Below are 17928 nucleotides of genomic sequence, written 5' to 3' on the forward strand. Positions count from 1 at the left end.
AGCGCCGCGGCTGAGCCCGTCGAAGATTTGGCCAGACTCATGGTCGACCGCGCTCTGCGGTACTAGCGCGGCACGGTGATGTTGGCTGTGGTCAGGGAGATCGTCCCGGTGAGGCTGACGAGTCTGCCGGTGAGGTTCACGCCGTCGCCTATCAAGATGTTGCCGGCGGCCAGGTGGTTACCCGCGACGTTGCTATTGGCGTCGATGCTGATGCCTCCGGAGGTGACCCAGTGGACGTTACGGGCTGCGGCGCCGTTGACCAGCGTCACCTTGCTGGCGTGGGCCGTGGTCAGGGTGGGGGCGCGGAGGATGAAGAGGGCGTCCGGGTCGCCGCGTCCGTCCAGGATTAGGCTGCCGGTGAGGCTGAATCCTGTCCCGGTGCTTTCGTAAACGCCAGGGGTGAGGGTGCCGTTCAGCGCGGGTTGGAGGGCGGTGCCTGGCCGGCTGCCGGCGGCGGCGTGCAGGGTCACGGCGTCGTCCATGGCCCCGCGGGAGGTTTCGTTCCCGGCGTCGATGTTGCCGGTGGTGTGTCCGTTGTTGATTCCTGAGATGGTGCGTCCGGGGCTGGTGCCGACGCTGCCTCCGATGGAGGTCTGGCCCGGGGGGCCGGTATTGGTGATTTTGGTGGCCGCGAGGAGGGCATACGGAGCGGCGCGGCCAAGGAAAAGCGGGGTCATATCGGCCACAGACCAGGAGCTGACTGTCATCGTGGTGGCGGTAAACGCAGCCCTTGCATCCGTCAGCTGGGTTCCGGCCAAGCCTGCCAGTATCAGGGTAGCGGCGACGGTCAGGACGGTTCCCTGCCCTGCGGCCAGCCCGGTGCCGTCGGGCCTGCCGGGACGGGTTCCCCGGGTGCGTTTGGGGCGGGGGACGTCCAGTGCACTGACCAGGGCGAGCAGAGTCAGTGCAGAGCCCAGACCCAGTTCCATGTAGTCGCCCCGGCCTAGCCAGAATCCGGGCAGCCCGAGTAGCGGCAACAGCAGGCGGGCCTGTCCGGTGATGTCTGCCCGGGTGATGCGCCCGCTGTCCGGATCACGGTTGGCGTCCCCGCGGGTCGTGTAGGTGCCGTCGCCGTTGTCCTCGATGATCCGGTGCATCACCGTCCGCACTTCCCCGGGGGCGTGCGGGGTAGAGAACTTCACGACACCGCCGACTGGGACTGCCGCCTCCGCCGGCAACTTAGTGGAGAGCACGACATCGCCGGGATTGACGTGCGGGCGCATCGACCCGCTCTGGATCACCGAGCCGTGCCAGCCAAACAACGCGGGCAGCAGGGCGGTGACAGTCAGGGTGAACAGGAAAACCAGATAGGCCCGGGAGACGGTGGAGAGCAGGAACCGGAACCATCCGTCCCGGCCGAACACGGCGGAGGCCGGCGTCCGGGCAGGCTGTTCAGTCAAGGTATGCCGCGTCTGCTAGGACTTGTCGGTGTTTTGCATTTCCCAGGCGAAGTCGACGCTGACCTGCGAACCCTGCATGGCGTCAATTTCGTTCTGGGTCATGCCGGTTGTGTCGAAGTTCCAGCTGGCCTTGTAGGTGCGGGTCTCACCACCGGCGGCGCCGGTAGTATTCCAAATTGCGCCGCCAGTGCTGAAGTCGTAGCTGGCTTCGGCCAGATCGGCGAGTGACTTTGGTGCCGGGATGTTGTCCGGCGTGAAGCCCGTGCAGTCGTTGAACGTGCCGCCCGTGCCCGTTTCGATCGTGATTATCAGGTGTTTTTCCAGGCCCTGGCCGTTGACGGTCAGGTGGCGGACATAGTTGCGGACCTCTCCGGGCAYGGTGGAGTTGGTGGTGACGGCAATGCACTTGGTGCCGCTCTGGCCGGGGACGAGGTTTTCGACGTGAAAGGCGGCCGTGCCCTTGTCATCGTCGGTAAGGTCAACCTGTCCGGTATTCCAGGTATTGCCGTTGTTTGCGGTCGTGGCCGTGAAAGCAGCCTGGGATCCCTGCCAGACGAAGGCGCCGGCGGCCAGGATGGCTACGGGGATGGTGCCGAGGGCGATGAGCTTGCGCGTGAGGGGACTGGGGGTTTTCATGGTGGAATCTTTTCTTCAGGGCGCGGGGGCGCTCAGACGGTGGAGAATGAACGGAGGAAGCGGGCGGTGGTCGCGGTGGGGTCAAGGACCCAGCATCAGCGAATTGAAGCTTCAACCCAGCTAACACTGATCCTATCCAGCGAATGGCTCCACTCCGGGCTTCCTGCGAGCTATTCGGCCGGACTGTACGAGTGATCTCACACACAACAGGCCAGGCGGCGCCCCTTCGTCGTCTCCCATGTGTGCGGAAGCAGAACCACGCTCACCGCCCAAGCGCGCCGTCTCAGGAACTATACCTACAGGAGAGGCCCTAAGAACCCAGAAGTTTTGGGCCTAAACCACCCCTGGTTGTCTCATAGAAGCTATCTCACCGTACCGTCTCATAGACCCCTCAAGGGTCTACGTGACATCATGGGAGCATGAAACTGGGCTACGCGAGGGTGAGCACGACCGACCAGGACGCACGAATGCAGATTGCGGCCCTCGTCGAGGCCGGTGTCGCGGAAGAGAAAATCTTCATCGACCACATGTCGGGGGCAAAAACCTCCAAGGAACGCCCCGGCCTGACGGAGCTGCTCAAGTATGCCCGGGAGGGGGACGAGGTCTATTGCTGGCGCATTGACCGCCTGGGTCGCTCCCTGATCGACGTGCTGAACACCGTCAACGAGATGATGGCCAAGGGGATCGCGCTGCATTCTTTGATCGATGGCGTGGATCCCTCCACTTCCTCGGGTCGCCTGCAGCTGGGCTTGTTCGCAACCCTGGCCGAGTATGAGCGCGAGCTCATCAACGAACGGGTCCGGTTCGGTGTGATGGCCGCCCAGGCGCGCGGGGTGAAATTCGGTAAGCGCCCGCCCGATCCGGTCAAGGTGGAGAACAAGGTGGCTGCGGCGAAGAACCTGCTCGCGAACGGCAAGACCGCCCAGCAGGCCGCCGACGCCGTCGGATGGTCCCGGGCGACGCTGTACCGCTACCTGAAGGAACACGGCGCGGGGGAGGCCCCCGCGGGCACTGTCGTGACGAGTCCGCCGAAGGGCCGCTCCCAGTACATCGACAAACGCGTGCTGCCCCCCAGGGACTAATCTGCGCATGTTCCCTGGCACCCCTTCCGATCCGCTCGCCCAACAGATAGTGTTGGGCTATGGAGACGAGAAAGACGCCGGTGGATCAGACCGTCATCCTTAAGGTGACCGGCAAGGAGTACACCGCCTGGTTGCGGGACGGGGTCGTGCTGATGCCAAAGGCCCTGATGCAGGGGCCCGCGCTTCGCCTGGTGCGATCCAGGCGAGGCCCCAAGCTGCCGGTCAAGACGGTCAATGTCAATCTGACCGGTTTGAAAGAGGTCCCTGACTACGGTCCCCGCGCCGTGACGCAGCGCCTGGTGAAGGCCCTCGGCAACAACGCGGTGGCAGGCTTGCTGGATGTGAGCAGGGACCGGCCCGGGCGGTGGGTGTCCGGCGTGGATACCCCCAACGAGCTCAACCAAGCCCAGCTCACCGATCTCGATGCCCTCGTCGGTTACCTGCATAGCGCTTTCACCCCTGCCCAGGCCAAGCTGTGGCTGGAGGGCCAGGACCCCTATCTGGGCGCCCGCCCCCTTGATGTGTACCGGCTCGAAGGTGCCGCTCCGGTCATCGAAGCGATTCGCGCTTACGAGCAGGGAGCCTTCGCTTAGTGGAGTTCTGGCGCGTACTCAACTGGAACCCCAACGCCACAAAGCCGACCGATAACGGGCACCCGTTGTATGTTTGGCCGCGGCAAGGCGTCGGGCGGGTGGACGATCCGGAACTCCAGTACAAGGTGCTCTACGTCGGCGACACTGCCGAGGGAGCCGCCGCGGAAGCCTTCGGCCGGTTCCCGATCTGGACCGCGGACATTTTTGCCCCGCCGCCCGCCGCCCCGCCCGGGACCATCAAGGCCCTCGTGAAGTACGAGGGGGATCCGGCAATCCTGGACCTGGATGACCCGCAGGTGTTGCTGGAGTGGTCGCTGCGGCCCAGTAGCGTCGTGACCAGGGACAGGGGCTCCACGCAGCAGTGGGCGCGGGCCATGTACGATACCGGCGACTACGCTGGCGTGTCGTGGTGGTCCTACTATGAGCCGCGCTGGGCAAGCTATGGACTGTGGGACATGTCGGGGCTCAGGGTGGCCGACACTCCGGAGCTACTCACCCTCAGCCACCCCACAGTGCAGGACGCCGCGGCCCTGATCAGTCGCGTCATCAGCTAGGCCCTGGCCGGTGAGAGGACTTTAGGACTCCGCACACATGAGAGGTAAGCAAACGGGCAACCGCCCACCTACCTCTTAGGAGAACAGCATGGCTACGAACTACACCTTCCCCGGCTCCCCGTTCCAGCGCGCCCTCGCCGCCGGCGTTGAGGCCAACGTCCCCACCGCCGTGATCGGCGAACCCGGCCAAGGCAAGACCGCCACCATGGAATCCTCAACCTCCGGCTGGGGCCGTCACTGCGAAACGGTCATCGGCTCCAACCGTGAAGCCACCGACTTCCTCGGCGTGATGATCGAGGACAAGGGAGCGATCAAGTACTCTTCCTTCCAGTGGGTACAGAACCTCAACAAAGCCGCCAAGGGCCTGCTCCTGCTTGACGAGTTCAACACCTCCGCCCCGTCCACGATGAAGGGCATGCTCCGCGTTGTGCAGGAGCGCTACGTCGGCGACACGATGCTCGCGGATTCCGTTTCCATCGTGGCCTTGATGAACCCGATCGCGCGCCGCTACGACGCAATCGTCTGCTGTCGACGGAGATGCTGCTCCGAAAATTCTTGAGGCCGTGGGCTTGCTGTGTCCGGGTGCGCCGGCGCCGTCAATTGCGCCGGTCATTGATCCGAACGCGGCAAAGAAAGTTGCCAAGAATGGCTCGTTCTTCGTTGGTGCCGAGATACTCTCCGGCGTCTGGCAATCCGATCTAGCGAGGGTCACGGACTGCTATTGGGAGATCTCCGATGCGGAAGGCAACATCATTGAAAATAACTTCATCACCTTGGCGCCGCAGTTCAGTATCACCATCCCCGCGGACGCTGTCGGCTTTACGGCGACTGGCTGCGAGTTCCACTGGGTCTCCGAATAACTGCGCGCTGTTCGGAGTGCGTTGGTGCTCATCAGCTACCAAGGTCAGTCCTCTTCTGAAACCCGCTTGATCAAGTCAGCCGGAAACCATTCCATTCTTTTCGTTCCGTCCGCTTCTTGCCATGACAGCAATCCATAGCTGCGGGTGTATGCGATCGCTCGCGCTTCCAGCCCTTGCACGACAACCAGCGGCTGTTGCCAAATCTAGAAGCGCTGCGTTGGCCCGTCGCCTGRCTTCGGATACCGCCCCTCCGCGTCGATGATCGCCATGAGGATGGCCGTGCTGTCGGGATCGAACTTGTTCATGAGAATAGTATGCGCTTAGGCTCCAACATAGAACATAGATTCGCACAGTCAATTGCTACTGGTTCATGATCATCATTGTCACCCTGGAAGAAATCACGTCGGGCGGTATTTCGGAAACCGAGATGGAGTGCACTGTCTTCCTGGAGGGCTTTGAAGCCCTGAAGAGGACGCTGGCGGAGGGCGTCCGGCTGTTGTCGGTGAGGGTGGAGCGAAACTAGGGGGAGCGCACTCCGACAGCTGATCGCCAATGACATTGCGGCGCATGAGGGCACTTCTTTCGACCGCCCTTACGGTTGGCGAGCGGATACGCCCCAAACCCAGCACCGTCAGCACCCTTAAAATCCTTTAGGAGCTGGCTCTCGACGCACTCGGGGTCCAAGCCAGGAGTGTCGGTCCAGCAGACGAGCAGCAATTTTGCAGCATCCTCGATTTGCCAGACTGCTTTGCCGCCGCGATGGCTGACGTCCCGTCCGGCACCATATTGCTGATACAGATTCAACCGCTGCCTGATTGTGGTCCCGCCGGCGAGACCTCCAGCTTTGCCTATATAGAGGACGGGTGTTAATAGGTTCCATTGGCTGCGCAGCTTAGTCAGAGCGTATGCAGGGTCTTTGTCCTTGTGCCAGAAACCGGTGCTCATTTCGGAGAGTGTCAGCTCAGTGCTACTGGGGCGGAGCACCATATACACGCCTGGCCTGTCCAGAGCTGGATCCTGACAGGTGTCAAGCTCTGCGAATGGCACGAATCCTGTGAATTTGGCGTCGTCAAGACCCGCTTCAGTGAACTCCATCTCAACTCCTTCGATCCTGGTCCCAACCTCAGCAGCCGAGCATCTGCAGCGAGCCTATGTGCGGGGCGGGTGGCGGGGCGAATTATGACGGTTGGGCATGGCAAGAATGTGATCGATTGTCGGGTCGGATGGGTAGGCTGGCCCCATGGATGAGACCTTGATGCGGCCGCTCGACGGCGCGAACCTGACAACTGCTGACCTGGAGTTCATACTCGAGACGATGCCACAGCTTTTGAGCGCTGCAGGTGTACTGCCCAGCACGATGGATATGGTCATTACGCGCAAGTCAGACCTGTACTTTCTCGCTGAGCACTCGCCACTAGACCAGATAGTCAGCGTTATCGCAGCTTCGGGGAGTGGGGTGGCATTTGTCCGGCAGACAGAGTTCGACGCCGCCAGCCTGCTGGAAGATGTCGAAGGTGACGTGCTGGATGAAGACGAGGAGTTCCCCTCTGCCGTAGAGAACGTCCTCGAAGACGCCTTGACACGCCAAGGTGAAATTAGCCAGGTCACACTGACCTGGTCATTGAATGGGCTGCTTTGCACTTGGCAGGCCGATGCCGCTTGGGCACTGGGCTTAGGATCCGACTTCGCAGCGGCCCTGGTATCGGTTGCCGGAGTGGACCTCGAGGTCAAGCAAGAGCAAGATGAAGCCCTGCAACAGGATATTGCGAAGGTTGTTGACGCAGTCATAGCCGACCCTGCATATCGGGGCACGTTGCCTCAGAAGCGACGAGGCACGGTGGACAGTGTTCTCAAGGGCATGGTGATCGATGATGCGGTTCGGAATGCAATTTGGTTGACGGTGAGGATCTCGCAACAGACCGAAGTAGAGGGTGCCGATCGAGCTTTCGATGTCCATTCGCGGATGGACGAGCTCGCGGCCGCGCTAGCGGAGACGGCCGACTGGGCTGCCGCGAAGAGCATCGCTAACAAAAAAGTCCTAACCAACGACTTCCTGTTGAGGGAATACGACGGCTGGCGCATGCCGAATTCCATAGTCGAAGAGCTGCGGGTGGCCGCAACGAAGCTTGCGTCGTAGAGCTCGTAACAGCCCCACCCACCGACACCTACAGACATAACGTCGGGGAGCGATGCGGTGGGCGGATTGGACTTGCGCCCATCACCGCGGTCCAGTGTTTGTCCAGTGGCCCCGAACGTTGCCCCACAGGCCACCGTCGGCTGATACGGCAGTACCTTGCTGTGGCTGTGAACGGCTCATCTCGAGACGGTCAACAGCCGCGGTGAGCCGTGTGATCGTCGTCGGGCTCGATCCATGGACGCCTGCTTCGACCGATGTGCCGTCGTTGCGCCAATAGAACAAAMGCGACTCTGCCTGGTCATCCGAGGTCTTGGTATCTGGGCATTCCGAGTCCAGGAGGTAATCGGCCCATGCGACCATGAACTCCATTGGAACTGCGCAGGTTCGTGCCGCAGAGCGCGGTCCGTAAGCGTCAAGGAGAGCTCGCCAAAATTTGATATGAGCCTGCTTTTGGACGTTGATGTTCTGTGAGAGCTGCATGAAGCGCTCAATCGACCGGGCACGGCTCTGAGATAGGTACGTGGCTCGGGTGAGTCCACTGAGAAGGAAGTCCGCGACTTCGTCTTCTATTACCTCTTGTCCCTTTCGTAGGGCTTGGGCTGTGAGATGCACGTTGTTCGAGCGGTTACCGTAGGTGGTGATCATGATGGAGTCCTTTGGTTTGGCCATTTGGACCGTTTTTGGGCATAGAAAATGACCACAGGGTCTGCGGTCGAATAGTTGTGCTGCTGGAGAATCGAGTCGTTTACGGCTGAAGTACCTGGTTCTTCAGGGTGGTGGCAAGCGCCCTGCAGCGCTGCAGTCCCCGCCGGCCACTGGTACCTGGGGTGCGATATTGATGGCCTTCTACATCGTTGCCATTGAGCTCGTTCTGACAGGCTTCGACAAGAACGCGCGTGACGAAGAAGGCGAGCTTGGGGCCGAAGAGGATCTCGGCTTCTTCTGGACTCCAGCAGTCGGCGTTGATCCCGATGGTTGTCCATCCGCAATGGTTCTCGAGGGCGCCGGTTTCCTGCTCATCCCAGGCCAGATCGGTCAGGGAGATTTGCAGCAGTGCGACGATGCGGGAGGCGTCAATGGTTCCAGCTGGGTTGCCGGCGTCGGTGCTGTCGATAATGGTCAACGGGTAGGCCGTGAATTCGATGCAACGGTCACTTTCAGTGTTGTCGTTGTCGATCCGTAGGTTGACGTCGAACACGGTGTTGAGGTGGGTCTGTTCCATGAGAGTTCCTTCGGTGGGTTTGAATGGCACACAAAAAGACCACACTCGAAGGAGTGCGGTCTAGAAGTCTTGCATGGGGGCTAAGAAGTGAATCGGTCTTAGCTTCATTGTGAAGCCCAGCCGTGACTCTTTCAAGCGCCGGGGCTTCCTCGTTCGCTTTAAATATGCGGCAGAAACCGTAAGTCTTTCAAACGCGCCGGTTTCGGTTGCTGATTCCATTGTCCGGACTGGACGTTACTGTTTCAAACCGGTTTTCCCGCCTGTCCTCATTATTCAATCTGACCGTAACCAATACAATCCGAGGGCTTCCTGATTGTCGTCATTATGCAGAGGGGCCGTAACTCTTTCAAGCCAGCTTTCAGGCCGCACTGCGGGGGAGCCAGGGGCGCCGGTGCGTTCAACGAGTTGCTCAAGCTTCAAAGTGGCAGGGTCGTGGAGATGACCGGCTCGTGGGTGACTCGCTTGAGGTCCGCACCGGCACAGGGACACAGAAAGTGAAGCATCCAGAATTCGGAGGCCAGAGGAGCGTCTCTGACATTGAGCCCATCGGCTGGCGTACCTTCTTCGATCTGAGCGGCTCACATCTCGAGGTCAAGGCTGGCGAATACGCCACACTCATCTTGACGGCCTGCACGCGGCAGCCCACTAAAAGCTGCTGGACAAAACATATAGGTGCACCCTTGATTTATTCTCCACGCTTATTCCACGCTTATTGATGGAGAAGGCGGGAATCGCAGGGTACGGTTGGGAGACCATTAGGCCGTGAAGTCCCGTCAGGGCGCGGAATTGGGCACTGTCGGGAACTGCCGGGAACCCTCGTCATGACGAGCGGGGGTCGTCGGTTCGAATCTGACAGGGCCCCGAAAACCCGGAATGGCGGGGATTTCGATAGCCCAATTAGGGGCCATTCAACTTGTCCCCTTACGGCTGCTCATTCCTTGCCCCGTTGAGTTCCTCCCTGACGTGGTTGCGGTTGTAACGCGACATCGAAGACGTCGCCTGTCCCGGCGTCGTCGGGCAGGAAGCCGCGGGCTCACGCCGTCGGGCCGAAGATCCCGCATGGTGGGGCACGAGATCGATTACGCGCGCCGGGCAGCGAATCACTTCGGCGTGTTCACGGGGCCACATAGGCGGACCCGGTGCAGACGGAAAACCTACCTGAAATCGGGAGGCCACACCCGATTTGGTGCAGGTGCGCCAAACACCCCCATTGATGGGAAATGGCCCACCCGGACGGATGAGCCATTTCAAGTCCTCGGCGCTCGATGCTGCGTGAGACACCGCCGTGAGCCGCGTTTCCCTCCACTTCAGCTGACGCCCCGCCTCGTCGGAATTGGGCGAAGCCCCTATCCGCGCGGAGCGGGGTTGCTACGGTGCGAGCCCCAAGGCGGCGGTCATCATCCTTTGACCCCGCTGCTGGCGATTCCCTGCACGAAGACGCGTTGTGCCACAAGGAAGACGATGATCGTCGGCAGCGAGGCCACCAGTGCACCTGCGATGACGACATTTTGGTAGTCGTAGCTCATCGTGTAGGACATGAGTCGGTTGATCGTCAGGACCACCGGGTAGAGGGCCTCTGATTTGAGGATCGACAGCGGCCAAATGAAATTGTTCCAGCCGTACACGAACATGAAGACGGCGAGCGTCACGACGGCCGGTTTGAGCATCGGGACGACAAACTGCCAGATAATGCGGAATTCGCCCGCTCCATCCACTCGCGCGGCTTCGATGATCTCGTCCGGGACGTCCTGGATGAATTGTCGCATGAGGAAGATGCCGAACGCGTTTGCCAGCCAAGGTAGCATGACGCCGAGGTAGGTGTCGTCAAGGCCCATGGTCTTCACCATGTAGTACAAGGGGACGAGCGTGACCACGGGCGGGAGGAACATGGTCGCCACGACTCCCCAAAACAGGGTGTCCCTGCCGCGGAATTTGTGCTTCGCAAACACATACCCGGCAAGGATGCTTGTGACAAGCACCGAGATGGTGCTGCCGCCGACAATGATGAAGCTGTTGAGCATCGACTGGGCAAAAGGCACTTCGGTAAGCGCAGTGATGAGCGGCTGGAGCGTCGGCAGGGACGGGAACCAGGTCGGAGGGACATGGGAGAACTCCGACGGTGTCTTTACTGCCGAGATAACAAGCCAGTACAGCGGGAAGAGCGGGACGATCGCGACGACCGCTAGAACGGCGTAGAGGACGATCCTGCTCGCGCGCTGACGCGGAGAGAACGACTTCTTCCGGGAGATGGCGACTTCGCTCATTTGTTCCTGCCCTTCAGCACGACGCCCAGTACAACGCCAACGACGACGATCGCCATGAACAATGTGACGGCGAGTGCGCTTGATTCGCCGGCCAGACCGTACGAGAAAGCCGATCGTTGAATCTCGTAGGAGATCATGTTGGTCGAGCCGGCCGGTCCTCCCTGGGTGAGCAGATAGATCGGATCGAAGACTTGGATGGAGTTGATGAATGTCATGAGGAGGACAAAGACGAGTGTCTTGCGGAGCATGGGGATGGTGAGCGACCAGGTCTGGCGGACGATCCCTGCACCGTCGATCTTTGCAGCCTCATAGAGGTCTCCGGGTATCTGGGTGAGACCCGCGACGAGGAGGATGACGTAGTAGCCGAGCATTTGCCAGACGTTGAAGATGACCAGTGAGATCAGCGCCCACGATGGATCGCTGAGCCAGCCGGGCGGGGTGATGCCGGTCGCCTGAAGCATGGTGCTGAGCGGCCCGTAGCCCGGAGCGTATATGTTGCTCCAGATGATGACGATGGCGATGGTCGGGATGACGTAGGTCGAGAACAGAATGACCCGGACGACGGACTGTCCCCGCAGCTTCGGGAAGTAGAGGAGCATCGCGATCAGAAGGCCCAGCGGCACGGTGATAAGAATGCTCGCCGCGACGTAGATCGCAGTGTTTCCCATCGCCTGGATGCGGTTGGAATCTTCGAAGAGTGTCGCGTAATTCTCCAGCCCCACCCATTTCATCTCGGTGATGGGAGTGAACATCGACCACTGGTGAAAGCTGATGATGAACGTCAGGACCATCGGAATGAGGGTGAAGACTCCGATGATGATAAGGGCGGGGCTCAGGAACAGGGCGGACAAGCCGCCCTGTCCCTTCTGCCGCGACTTCTTGCTTCCGTCGCGCCGGGATTGGCGCGATGCGCGCATCTCGGCGGTGATGACTGATGTCACGTCGCATAGTCTTTCTGGCTATTGGAAATGGTGGCAGGCTACTTCTGTGCCCGTGCGATGGCCGAATTTACCTCGGTTGTTGCATTTTCCATCGCCTTGGCGCCGTCAATCTTGCCGTTGAGCAGCGATTCGATCTGCTTCTGCAGCGCATCGGCTGCCGCTTGCCCGCCGATGACCGTGGGGAACGGTGTCGCGGTCTTGAGTGCGTCCACGTAGGAGGAGAGGAACGGGGTCTGGAGCGCGGCCGCATTGGCCTTGAGGTCGGAGTTGCGGCTCGGGAGGATTCCCATGGTCAGCAGAATATCGGCCATCGCGGAGGAGCCGTTGGCTCCGGAGTCCGGCCCATTGAGCCAGGAGAGGAACTTCCAGGCCGCGTTACGCTTGGCATCGCTTGCCTTGGCGTTGACGGTGGTCATCCAGGAATACGAGATCGACGAGGACTTGGTCCCGCTCGGCCCGACCGGAATGCCCGCCGTGGCGACGTCCTTGAAGCGGTCACCCATGGCGTCCTTGAGCGAGCCTTCCCACCAGTTCGCCATGATGAGCATGCCCGTCTTGCCGGCGGCAAAGTTGTCCAGGTACGGCCCGGTCGTGTTCGCATTGGCCGTTGACTTCGACGAGTCGGTGAGCTTGTCGGCGACCAGCTTCTGGTAGAGCTGCGCCGTTTCGAGGGCCGCCGGTCCGGTGAGGGCGGACTTGTCGCCGGCTTCGTTGAGGAACGTTCCCCCGTTCGAGGCCAGGAGCGAGAGGAAGGGGTGGACTGCCCCCGAGCCCCAGCCGCTGATGAAGCCGATGCCCTGCTGGGTGATGGCTCCACCCTCGGTCTTGGTCAGCTTCTTGGCGTCATCGAGGAGTTCGTCCCATGTCGCCGGCGGTGCCGCGATGCCGGCTTCGGCAAAGAGGGCCTTGTTGTAGTTGAGCTGATACAGGTCCACCTCGTTCGGGATGCCGTGGACGTTTCCGCCAGAGCTCGCCGCGGTCACAAGATTCGACGGCCAGTTGGCCGTGATGTCCTTGGCGACGTCGGCCGGGGCGGTGTCGGCGAGGCCGTCGCGGACCAGTTCTGGCAGCCAGAGGTCGTAGATGCCGCTGATCGTGGGGCCGTCGGCCGACGCGCCTTGGGTGCGCAGCGTGGAGAGCAGGTTGCCAAACGGCACCGCCTGCACCTTGACCACGATGTTCGGGTTGCTCGCGGTGAATGCTTCCGCCGATTTCTCAAGCTTGGTTACCTGGTCGGGACCCCAGTGCGTGAGGAAGGTGATGGTGGTCTTGCCGTTCGAATCGTCTTTCGAACCGCCGCTGCATCCGGTAGCCGCGAGTGCAAGGGCAAGGCCGAGGCCCGCCGCACGAAGGAATGTTGTTTTTTTCACTGTGACCTTTTCTGGGTTGGGTGGTGCCTTGATAGGGATAATGCAGTGGAAAGAGATCAGGGACCTGCGAGGGCGAACTTTTCAGTGCCTGCGCTCTTGAAGGCGCATGCGCGCCGCTCTCCGACGAGGCATCCCTTAACCTCCATGAGCGCGGAGTAATAGTCGATGAAGCGGAATCCGTAGGTTTCGCCTCGTGCGAAGGCGTGCTCCGAGATGCCCGTGTGCCAGAGTTCGAATGCCTCGTCCGGTATGGCCACGAAGGTGTCCGCTTCGAAGCCCTCCATGTCCTCCCAGTTCTCGGCGTGCAGGATCGAGGCGACTGTGTGCCGCGGGAGCACTTCGTTCTCGAGGGGGATCGAGGCGAGAAACACGCCGCGAAGAGCCGCTTGGGCCGCGTTCATGTGGTCTCGGTGCATACTCTTGGTCCAGTGCGTGATGAGTACCTCCGGACGCGCCTGGCGGATAATGTGGGCGATCTGTTCCGCCACCGCCTCATCGTCTGGCAGGAAACCGTCGCTGTAGTCGAGCGCCACGAACTCGGCTCCAATGGTGTCCGCGAAGAACTGGCCCTCGCGAAGCTTCTGCTCCCGATACTCGGTGGGGCTGAGCTGCGGGTGGCCGCGCTCGCCGTAGGTGCAGTCGACGATGATGGCTCGCGATCCCTCGAGCACCATTTTGGCGAGTGTGGGACCGGCGGTGAGCTCCATGTCCCCGATGTGCCCGCCGATGGCGATGACAGTCTTGGGCATCTTTTTCACCTTTCAGTGTGTGGCCGCTGCAGCCAGGGGCGCGCGAAGGATGGTGAAGGTGCGGCTGATGCCGAACCCGGTCTTGCCGTAGAGGTTGGATGCCGCGGATCCTTTGTCGGCCCACAGGAACCATGCGGAATGGGCGCCAAGGGCACACATCCGTTCCAGAGTCACATGCAAAAGTGCCTTGCCCAGCCCGGTCCCGCGGCTTTCCGGTAGCACGCCGAACGGACCGAATCGCTCAATGACGTTCTCGTACGTGCCATGCATCGCCCAGCCGAGCAAGGTGCCGGACGGCTTGCGGGCCACAATGATGCGTTCGAGCGGCATGCCCGCGACGATGCATTCGCGAATGGCGCGCGCCCAGTCCGAGTTGAACCTCTCGCCGGCCATCGCGATCAGCGGAACGAGCTCATCGGAGGTCGGGCTGTCGAAGGTATAGCCTTCAGCGCGGAGGCGGCCCACAAGTTCGCGCACGTCGTCGGGCATCTGGTAGCCGATGAGGGAGCGATCCATCGCGCTCGGTTCCTCGATCGACTCGAAGCCCAACGAGCGCAGCAGCCGACTCGCCGCGGGGTACCGGGCCTCATCGAGCCCCGGAAGCACATAGTTGGGGGTGTAGGCCGAGAACACCGCCTCGCGGCAGCCCTTGCTGGAGAGCCAATCCATGGCAGAGACCACGAGGTGCCGGCCGACGCCGCTTCGGCGATGCGACTCGGCGACGAAGAAAAAGGGGATCCAGCCTGTCTCCGGCTGCAGGTCGTTCCCGTCGTGGGCGACGCGGCGCCGGACGGCGTAGGCGGCACCGACGACCTGACCCGCAGATTCCGCGACGAACAACCCGTTCGCGTCGAAGTTCCGATCGAGCAAAATGAGGTCGCGAAAACGCAGGGCCGTCATTCCGTCCTGCGGGGCCGCTCGCGTCCAGGCGGCGGGGATGGCCTGCCCGTCTCCGGGGATGAACGGGCGGTAGGTTACCGCTTCACCAAGCTGGGCCAATTCGTAGCCTTTCGTTCGAGACGGGTCCTCGGTGCGGGACCCTCGTCGGTTCGCTGGACTGAAACTACCTTCGTTGCATTTGTCTTGTCAAGAAGTTTCAACCATGTGGAATATTTCGGAGATTATTTACAAGATGGGAGCGCAGCCATTCCCGGGGTTGCCGTTTGCCGCGCCGGTGCGAGCGCTCCTGCTGGTTGTCTGTCAGACGCCGCGCGCGTCGCGTGTGGCGGCGCGCGTGCGTTTGAGGGCGTCGACCGTGTCGTCGAATCTGCGTTGCGCGACTCCGGTGAAGAGGCAGTCCACGACCGCCAACTGGGCGATGCGACTGACCATCGCGCCTGCCCGGAATGTGGTTTCGCGGACCTCGGTGAAGAGGGTGACATCGGCAGCGTCGACGATTGCGGAGCCGCGAGCGCTCGTGACGGCCACGGTGAAGGCGCCTGCCTCGCTGGCGACTCGGAGGAAATTGACGGTCTCTTTTGTCTCTCCCATGTGGGAGAAGCCGACCGCCACGCCTTGCGGGGTGAGGAGTGACGCGCCGGCCCATGCCTCGTGGGCGTCGTTGAGGGCGAACGCGTTCCTGCCGATCCGGAACAGCTTGTGCTGGAGGTCTTCGGCGATGAAGTGACTGGCGCCGACGCCGAACAAAAGGGTGCGATCGGCCGAGTCGAGAGCCTGGACGACTTGGGCGACGTCGCCGAAGTCGAGCTTGGCGACAGTGTCCTGGATTGCGAGTATCTCGAGTGTCGAGATCTTGAGGGCCATGTCCTTGAGGGAGTCGGTCTCCAGGATGTCGGCGCCGTAGGTGAGTGATTCGCCGAACTGGGCGAACTCCCGGCCAAGCTCCGTCGCGAGTCTGATCTTGAGCTGCGAATATCCCGACATTCCGATCGCCTGGCAGAAGCGCACGACGGATGCCTCTGACGTGTCGCACAGCTCCGCGAGATCGCTGATCGTGTTCTCGAGAACGATTGACGGGTTTTCCCGGATCGCGTTGCCGATGCGTCTCGGTGAGGGAGAAAGCGTCGCAATGACTGCTTCGATTGTTGACTGGATGCTCATGGTTTCCTCGCGGTTCGGATGACAGTGACCACCGTTGGTCGTCCCTACGTGTACTAAAGTATGCGGCATGCGCCCGCAGTTTGAAAATATATTTCGACAAAATCAAAGTCTGTGTAGTAGATTTTCAGATGCGCGGCCGCTGCCGCGTCATCGCGACCAGAATCGAGGCATGGTGCTCGCACCCAGTTCAGAGCGGATCGTGCGGGTCGACCTCGGCAAGACGTCGAGCCGAGCTGTCGTCAACGGCAAGGACGGTCGTCAATACGCGGCGACGCTCGCGGGCGTGGCCGCGTCGTCAGATGGGGGCGCCGGCGCCGCCGCACGCATCATCGAGACAATCGCCCTGCTCCCTGGGCAGCTGATTGCCGGTGCGGCCGCGTGTGGTATCGGTGCCGCGGGTCTGCTGACGGACCCCGATGCGGCACGGCTCATCGCGCGAGCGGTGAATTCGGAATATCGCTTTCCCGTCGCAGCGGCCTCGGACATCATCACAGCGCACGTCGGAGCCTTCGGCGGGACGCCAGGTGTCGCCCTCGTGGTGGGGACGGGTGCCGTAGCTGTTGGGCTCTCGTCCACCGGAGACCTTCGCCGCATCGACGGGTGGGGGCCGGATATCGGTGACCTGGGCAGTGGGTCGTGGATTGGCCGAGAAGGCTGCCGCGCGGTGCTCGCCGCCGGATGCGGACTCGGTTCGCCGACCGCGCTCACGGCAAGATTCGAGGAAACCACCGGTGGCGAGGATCCCGTCCGTTGGGTCGGCGGAGCCGAGAACTCCGCTCAACAACTCGCCCGACTGGCACCGGCCGTCCTTGACGAGGCCGGAAACGGAGACGCCGTGGCTCTCTCGATCGCCGACGCCGCACTCACCCTCCTCGGGGCCACCGCCGCCGCCGCTACTTTCAACGACCCACGAGTTGCCGCCCTTGGCGGGCTCACGCAGCATCCATGGTTCGCCGCCCGTCTCCGCGACGAGCTTGCCCGGCGTCGCCTCGAGATGACGGCGCCCGCAGGCGACGCACTCGCCGGCGCTGCGCTGATCGCGACGCGCACCGGCCTCCCTCACGAAAGGCATATCCATCGTGCATAGAAATCCTTCAGCAAGTGACGCCCGCGAGCGACTCCGGGACGAGCTGTCGTCGTTGACGACCGAGAGCGTGGCGCCCGGTCGTCCCGACCTGGACACGCTCGAGTCCTTGCAACTCGTTCGCGAGATGAACAGCGAAGATGCGCTCGTACCGGCCGTGGTGGCGGCACAGGCCACCGACATCGCGCGCGCGATTGACGCCATCGTTGATCGCTTCGAACGCGGCGGCAGGCTGTTCTACGTTGGCGCCGGCACGCCCGGACGAATCGGGATCCTGGATGCCAGTGAGTGCCCTCCGACGTTCGGGACGGACCCCGAGATGGTGGTCGGACTCATCGCCGGCGGCCACCGGGCAATTCTCGAGGCCGTCGAAAATGCCGAAGACGACAGCGAGGCGGCGGCAGCAACGCTGGCCGATCTCGGCCTGAATTCAAACGACGCCGTCGTCGGCATTTCTGCCAGTGGCCGGACACCTTACGTCGTGGGCGCACTTAACCATGCGAATCAAGTCAAGGCGTTGACGATTTCGGTCGCCTCGAACGCGGCGTCGCCTATCGCCGCTCTCGCCGACATCGCCATCGACCTCGTGGTCGGCCCGGAATTCATCAGCGGATCCACCCGCCTGAAGTCGGGCACGGCGCAAAAGCTGGTGCTCAACATGTTGTCAACGATCAGCATGATCAAGCTGGGGAAGACCTACAACGGCGTCATGGTCGACCTCCGTGCGACCAACGAAAAACTCCAGGTCCGCTCCGAGCTCACCGTGATGGGCGCAACGGGGATCGACGCAGATGCCGCACGCGCCGCACTTGTCGCCTCCCACGGCTCGGTCAAGGAGGCGATTCTCATGGTCAAGACCGGAGTTTCCCACGATGACGCCGTCGCCGCCCTGTCACGCTCCCGGGGAATACTTCGCCTGGCCATCAGGGATGCGAGCGATTCAAGAGAAACTTCCGGCCAGTGACGGCGACCCCA

At 62.0% G+C, this 17928-nt stretch carries 20 protein-coding genes; 9 read left to right on the forward strand and 11 right to left on the reverse strand.

Annotation, left to right across the window (positions count from 1 at the left end; genetic code table 11):
- Nucleotides 1–62: 62 nt before the first annotated feature.
- The gene (locus AB4Y80_RS00135; RefSeq protein ID WP_442211182.1) at nucleotides 63–1400 is read right to left on the reverse strand and encodes an ice-binding family protein; all 1338 of its coding nucleotides are present in this window, start codon (nucleotides 1398–1400) and stop codon (nucleotides 63–65) included.
- A gap of 15 nt (nucleotides 1401–1415) precedes the next feature.
- Nucleotides 1416–2036: a hypothetical protein gene (locus AB4Y80_RS00140; RefSeq protein ID WP_442211183.1), complete on the reverse strand. Its 621-nt coding sequence runs from the start codon at nucleotides 2034–2036 to the stop codon at nucleotides 1416–1418.
- 419 nt (nucleotides 2037–2455) lie between these two features.
- On the opposite strand from AB4Y80_RS00140, the gene AB4Y80_RS00145 reads away from it, so the two are divergent.
- From AB4Y80_RS00145 to AB4Y80_RS00170, 6 genes are all read left to right on the forward strand, one after another.
- Entirely contained in the window at nucleotides 2456–3118 is a 663-nt protein-coding gene (locus AB4Y80_RS00145) for a recombinase family protein (RefSeq protein ID WP_442211184.1), read from the forward strand.
- Nucleotides 3119–3198: 80 nt separating this feature from the next.
- On the forward strand, nucleotides 3199–3711 hold the full coding sequence (locus AB4Y80_RS00150) for a hypothetical protein (protein WP_442211185.1): 513 nt from the start codon (nucleotides 3199–3201) through the stop codon (nucleotides 3709–3711).
- Complete coding sequence (locus AB4Y80_RS00155) at nucleotides 3711–4265, forward strand: RES domain-containing protein (RefSeq protein ID WP_442211186.1); 555 nt, start codon at nucleotides 3711–3713, stop codon at nucleotides 4263–4265. Before AB4Y80_RS00150 ends, AB4Y80_RS00155 begins: the two co-directional genes overlap by 1 nt.
- A gap of 88 nt (nucleotides 4266–4353) precedes the next feature.
- Complete coding sequence (locus AB4Y80_RS00160) at nucleotides 4354–4824, forward strand: hypothetical protein (RefSeq protein ID WP_442211187.1); 471 nt, start codon at nucleotides 4354–4356, stop codon at nucleotides 4822–4824.
- Between the two features lie 4 nt (nucleotides 4825–4828).
- Entirely contained in the window at nucleotides 4829–5125 is a 297-nt protein-coding gene (locus AB4Y80_RS00165) for a hypothetical protein (RefSeq protein WP_442211188.1), read from the forward strand.
- Nucleotides 5126–5495: 370 nt separating this feature from the next.
- The gene (locus AB4Y80_RS00170; RefSeq protein WP_442211189.1) at nucleotides 5496–5648 is read left to right on the forward strand and encodes a hypothetical protein; all 153 of its coding nucleotides are present in this window, start codon (nucleotides 5496–5498) and stop codon (nucleotides 5646–5648) included.
- Here AB4Y80_RS00170 and AB4Y80_RS00175 read toward each other — a convergent pair.
- Nucleotides 5645–6220 (reverse strand): hypothetical protein, encoded by a 576-nt coding sequence (locus AB4Y80_RS00175; protein ID WP_442211190.1) that lies wholly within the window; start codon nucleotides 6218–6220, stop codon nucleotides 5645–5647. The genes AB4Y80_RS00170 and AB4Y80_RS00175 overlap by 4 nt on opposite strands.
- Before the next feature lie 145 nt (nucleotides 6221–6365).
- On the opposite strand from AB4Y80_RS00175, the gene AB4Y80_RS00180 reads away from it, so the two are divergent.
- Nucleotides 6366–7262: a hypothetical protein gene (locus AB4Y80_RS00180; protein ID WP_442211191.1), complete on the forward strand. Its 897-nt coding sequence runs from the start codon at nucleotides 6366–6368 to the stop codon at nucleotides 7260–7262.
- A gap of 81 nt (nucleotides 7263–7343) precedes the next feature.
- Here the strand turns inward: AB4Y80_RS00180 and AB4Y80_RS00185 are convergent, their stop codons facing one another.
- The 8 genes from AB4Y80_RS00185 to AB4Y80_RS00220 form a co-directional block, all read right to left on the reverse strand.
- Nucleotides 7344–7907 (reverse strand): hypothetical protein, encoded by a 564-nt coding sequence (locus AB4Y80_RS00185; protein WP_442211192.1) that lies wholly within the window; start codon nucleotides 7905–7907, stop codon nucleotides 7344–7346.
- A gap of 100 nt (nucleotides 7908–8007) precedes the next feature.
- The gene (locus AB4Y80_RS00190) at nucleotides 8008–8484 is read right to left on the reverse strand and encodes a hypothetical protein (protein ID WP_442211194.1); all 477 of its coding nucleotides are present in this window, start codon (nucleotides 8482–8484) and stop codon (nucleotides 8008–8010) included.
- Between the two features lie 1397 nt (nucleotides 8485–9881).
- Nucleotides 9882–10748, reverse strand: a complete 867-nt coding sequence (locus tag AB4Y80_RS00195) for a carbohydrate ABC transporter permease (protein ID WP_442211195.1) — start codon at nucleotides 10746–10748, stop codon at nucleotides 9882–9884.
- Entirely contained in the window at nucleotides 10745–11689 is a 945-nt protein-coding gene (locus AB4Y80_RS00200; protein ID WP_442211196.1) for a carbohydrate ABC transporter permease, read from the reverse strand. The genes AB4Y80_RS00195 and AB4Y80_RS00200 overlap by 4 nt, the downstream gene beginning before the upstream one ends.
- A 38-nt stretch (nucleotides 11690–11727) precedes the next feature.
- Complete coding sequence (locus AB4Y80_RS00205; RefSeq protein ID WP_442211198.1) at nucleotides 11728–13059, reverse strand: extracellular solute-binding protein; 1332 nt, start codon at nucleotides 13057–13059, stop codon at nucleotides 11728–11730.
- A 56-nt stretch (nucleotides 13060–13115) separates the two neighbouring features.
- Nucleotides 13116–13808: a PIG-L deacetylase family protein gene (locus tag AB4Y80_RS00210; RefSeq protein ID WP_442211200.1), complete on the reverse strand. Its 693-nt coding sequence runs from the start codon at nucleotides 13806–13808 to the stop codon at nucleotides 13116–13118.
- A gap of 12 nt (nucleotides 13809–13820) precedes the next feature.
- Nucleotides 13821–14807, reverse strand: coding sequence for a GNAT family N-acetyltransferase (locus tag AB4Y80_RS00215; RefSeq protein WP_442211201.1), 987 nt, complete (start codon nucleotides 14805–14807; stop codon nucleotides 13821–13823).
- Nucleotides 14808–15008: 201 nt separating this feature from the next.
- Nucleotides 15009–15869, reverse strand: a complete 861-nt coding sequence (locus AB4Y80_RS00220; RefSeq protein ID WP_442211202.1) for a MurR/RpiR family transcriptional regulator — start codon at nucleotides 15867–15869, stop codon at nucleotides 15009–15011.
- A gap of 67 nt (nucleotides 15870–15936) precedes the next feature.
- Between AB4Y80_RS00220 and AB4Y80_RS00225 the strand changes: the two genes are divergently transcribed.
- The gene (locus AB4Y80_RS00225) at nucleotides 15937–16956 is read left to right on the forward strand and encodes an N-acetylglucosamine kinase (protein WP_442211203.1); all 1020 of its coding nucleotides are present in this window, start codon (nucleotides 15937–15939) and stop codon (nucleotides 16954–16956) included.
- Complete coding sequence (gene murQ / locus AB4Y80_RS00230; protein WP_442211204.1) at nucleotides 16949–17917, forward strand: N-acetylmuramic acid 6-phosphate etherase; 969 nt, start codon at nucleotides 16949–16951, stop codon at nucleotides 17915–17917. The genes AB4Y80_RS00225 and murQ overlap by 8 nt, the downstream gene beginning before the upstream one ends.
- Nucleotides 17918–17928 lie beyond the last annotated feature (11 nt).

The sequence above is a fragment of the Specibacter sp. RAF43 genome, from assembly GCF_052114065.1.
Taxonomy (GTDB): Bacteria; Actinomycetota; Actinomycetes; order Actinomycetales; family Micrococcaceae; genus Specibacter.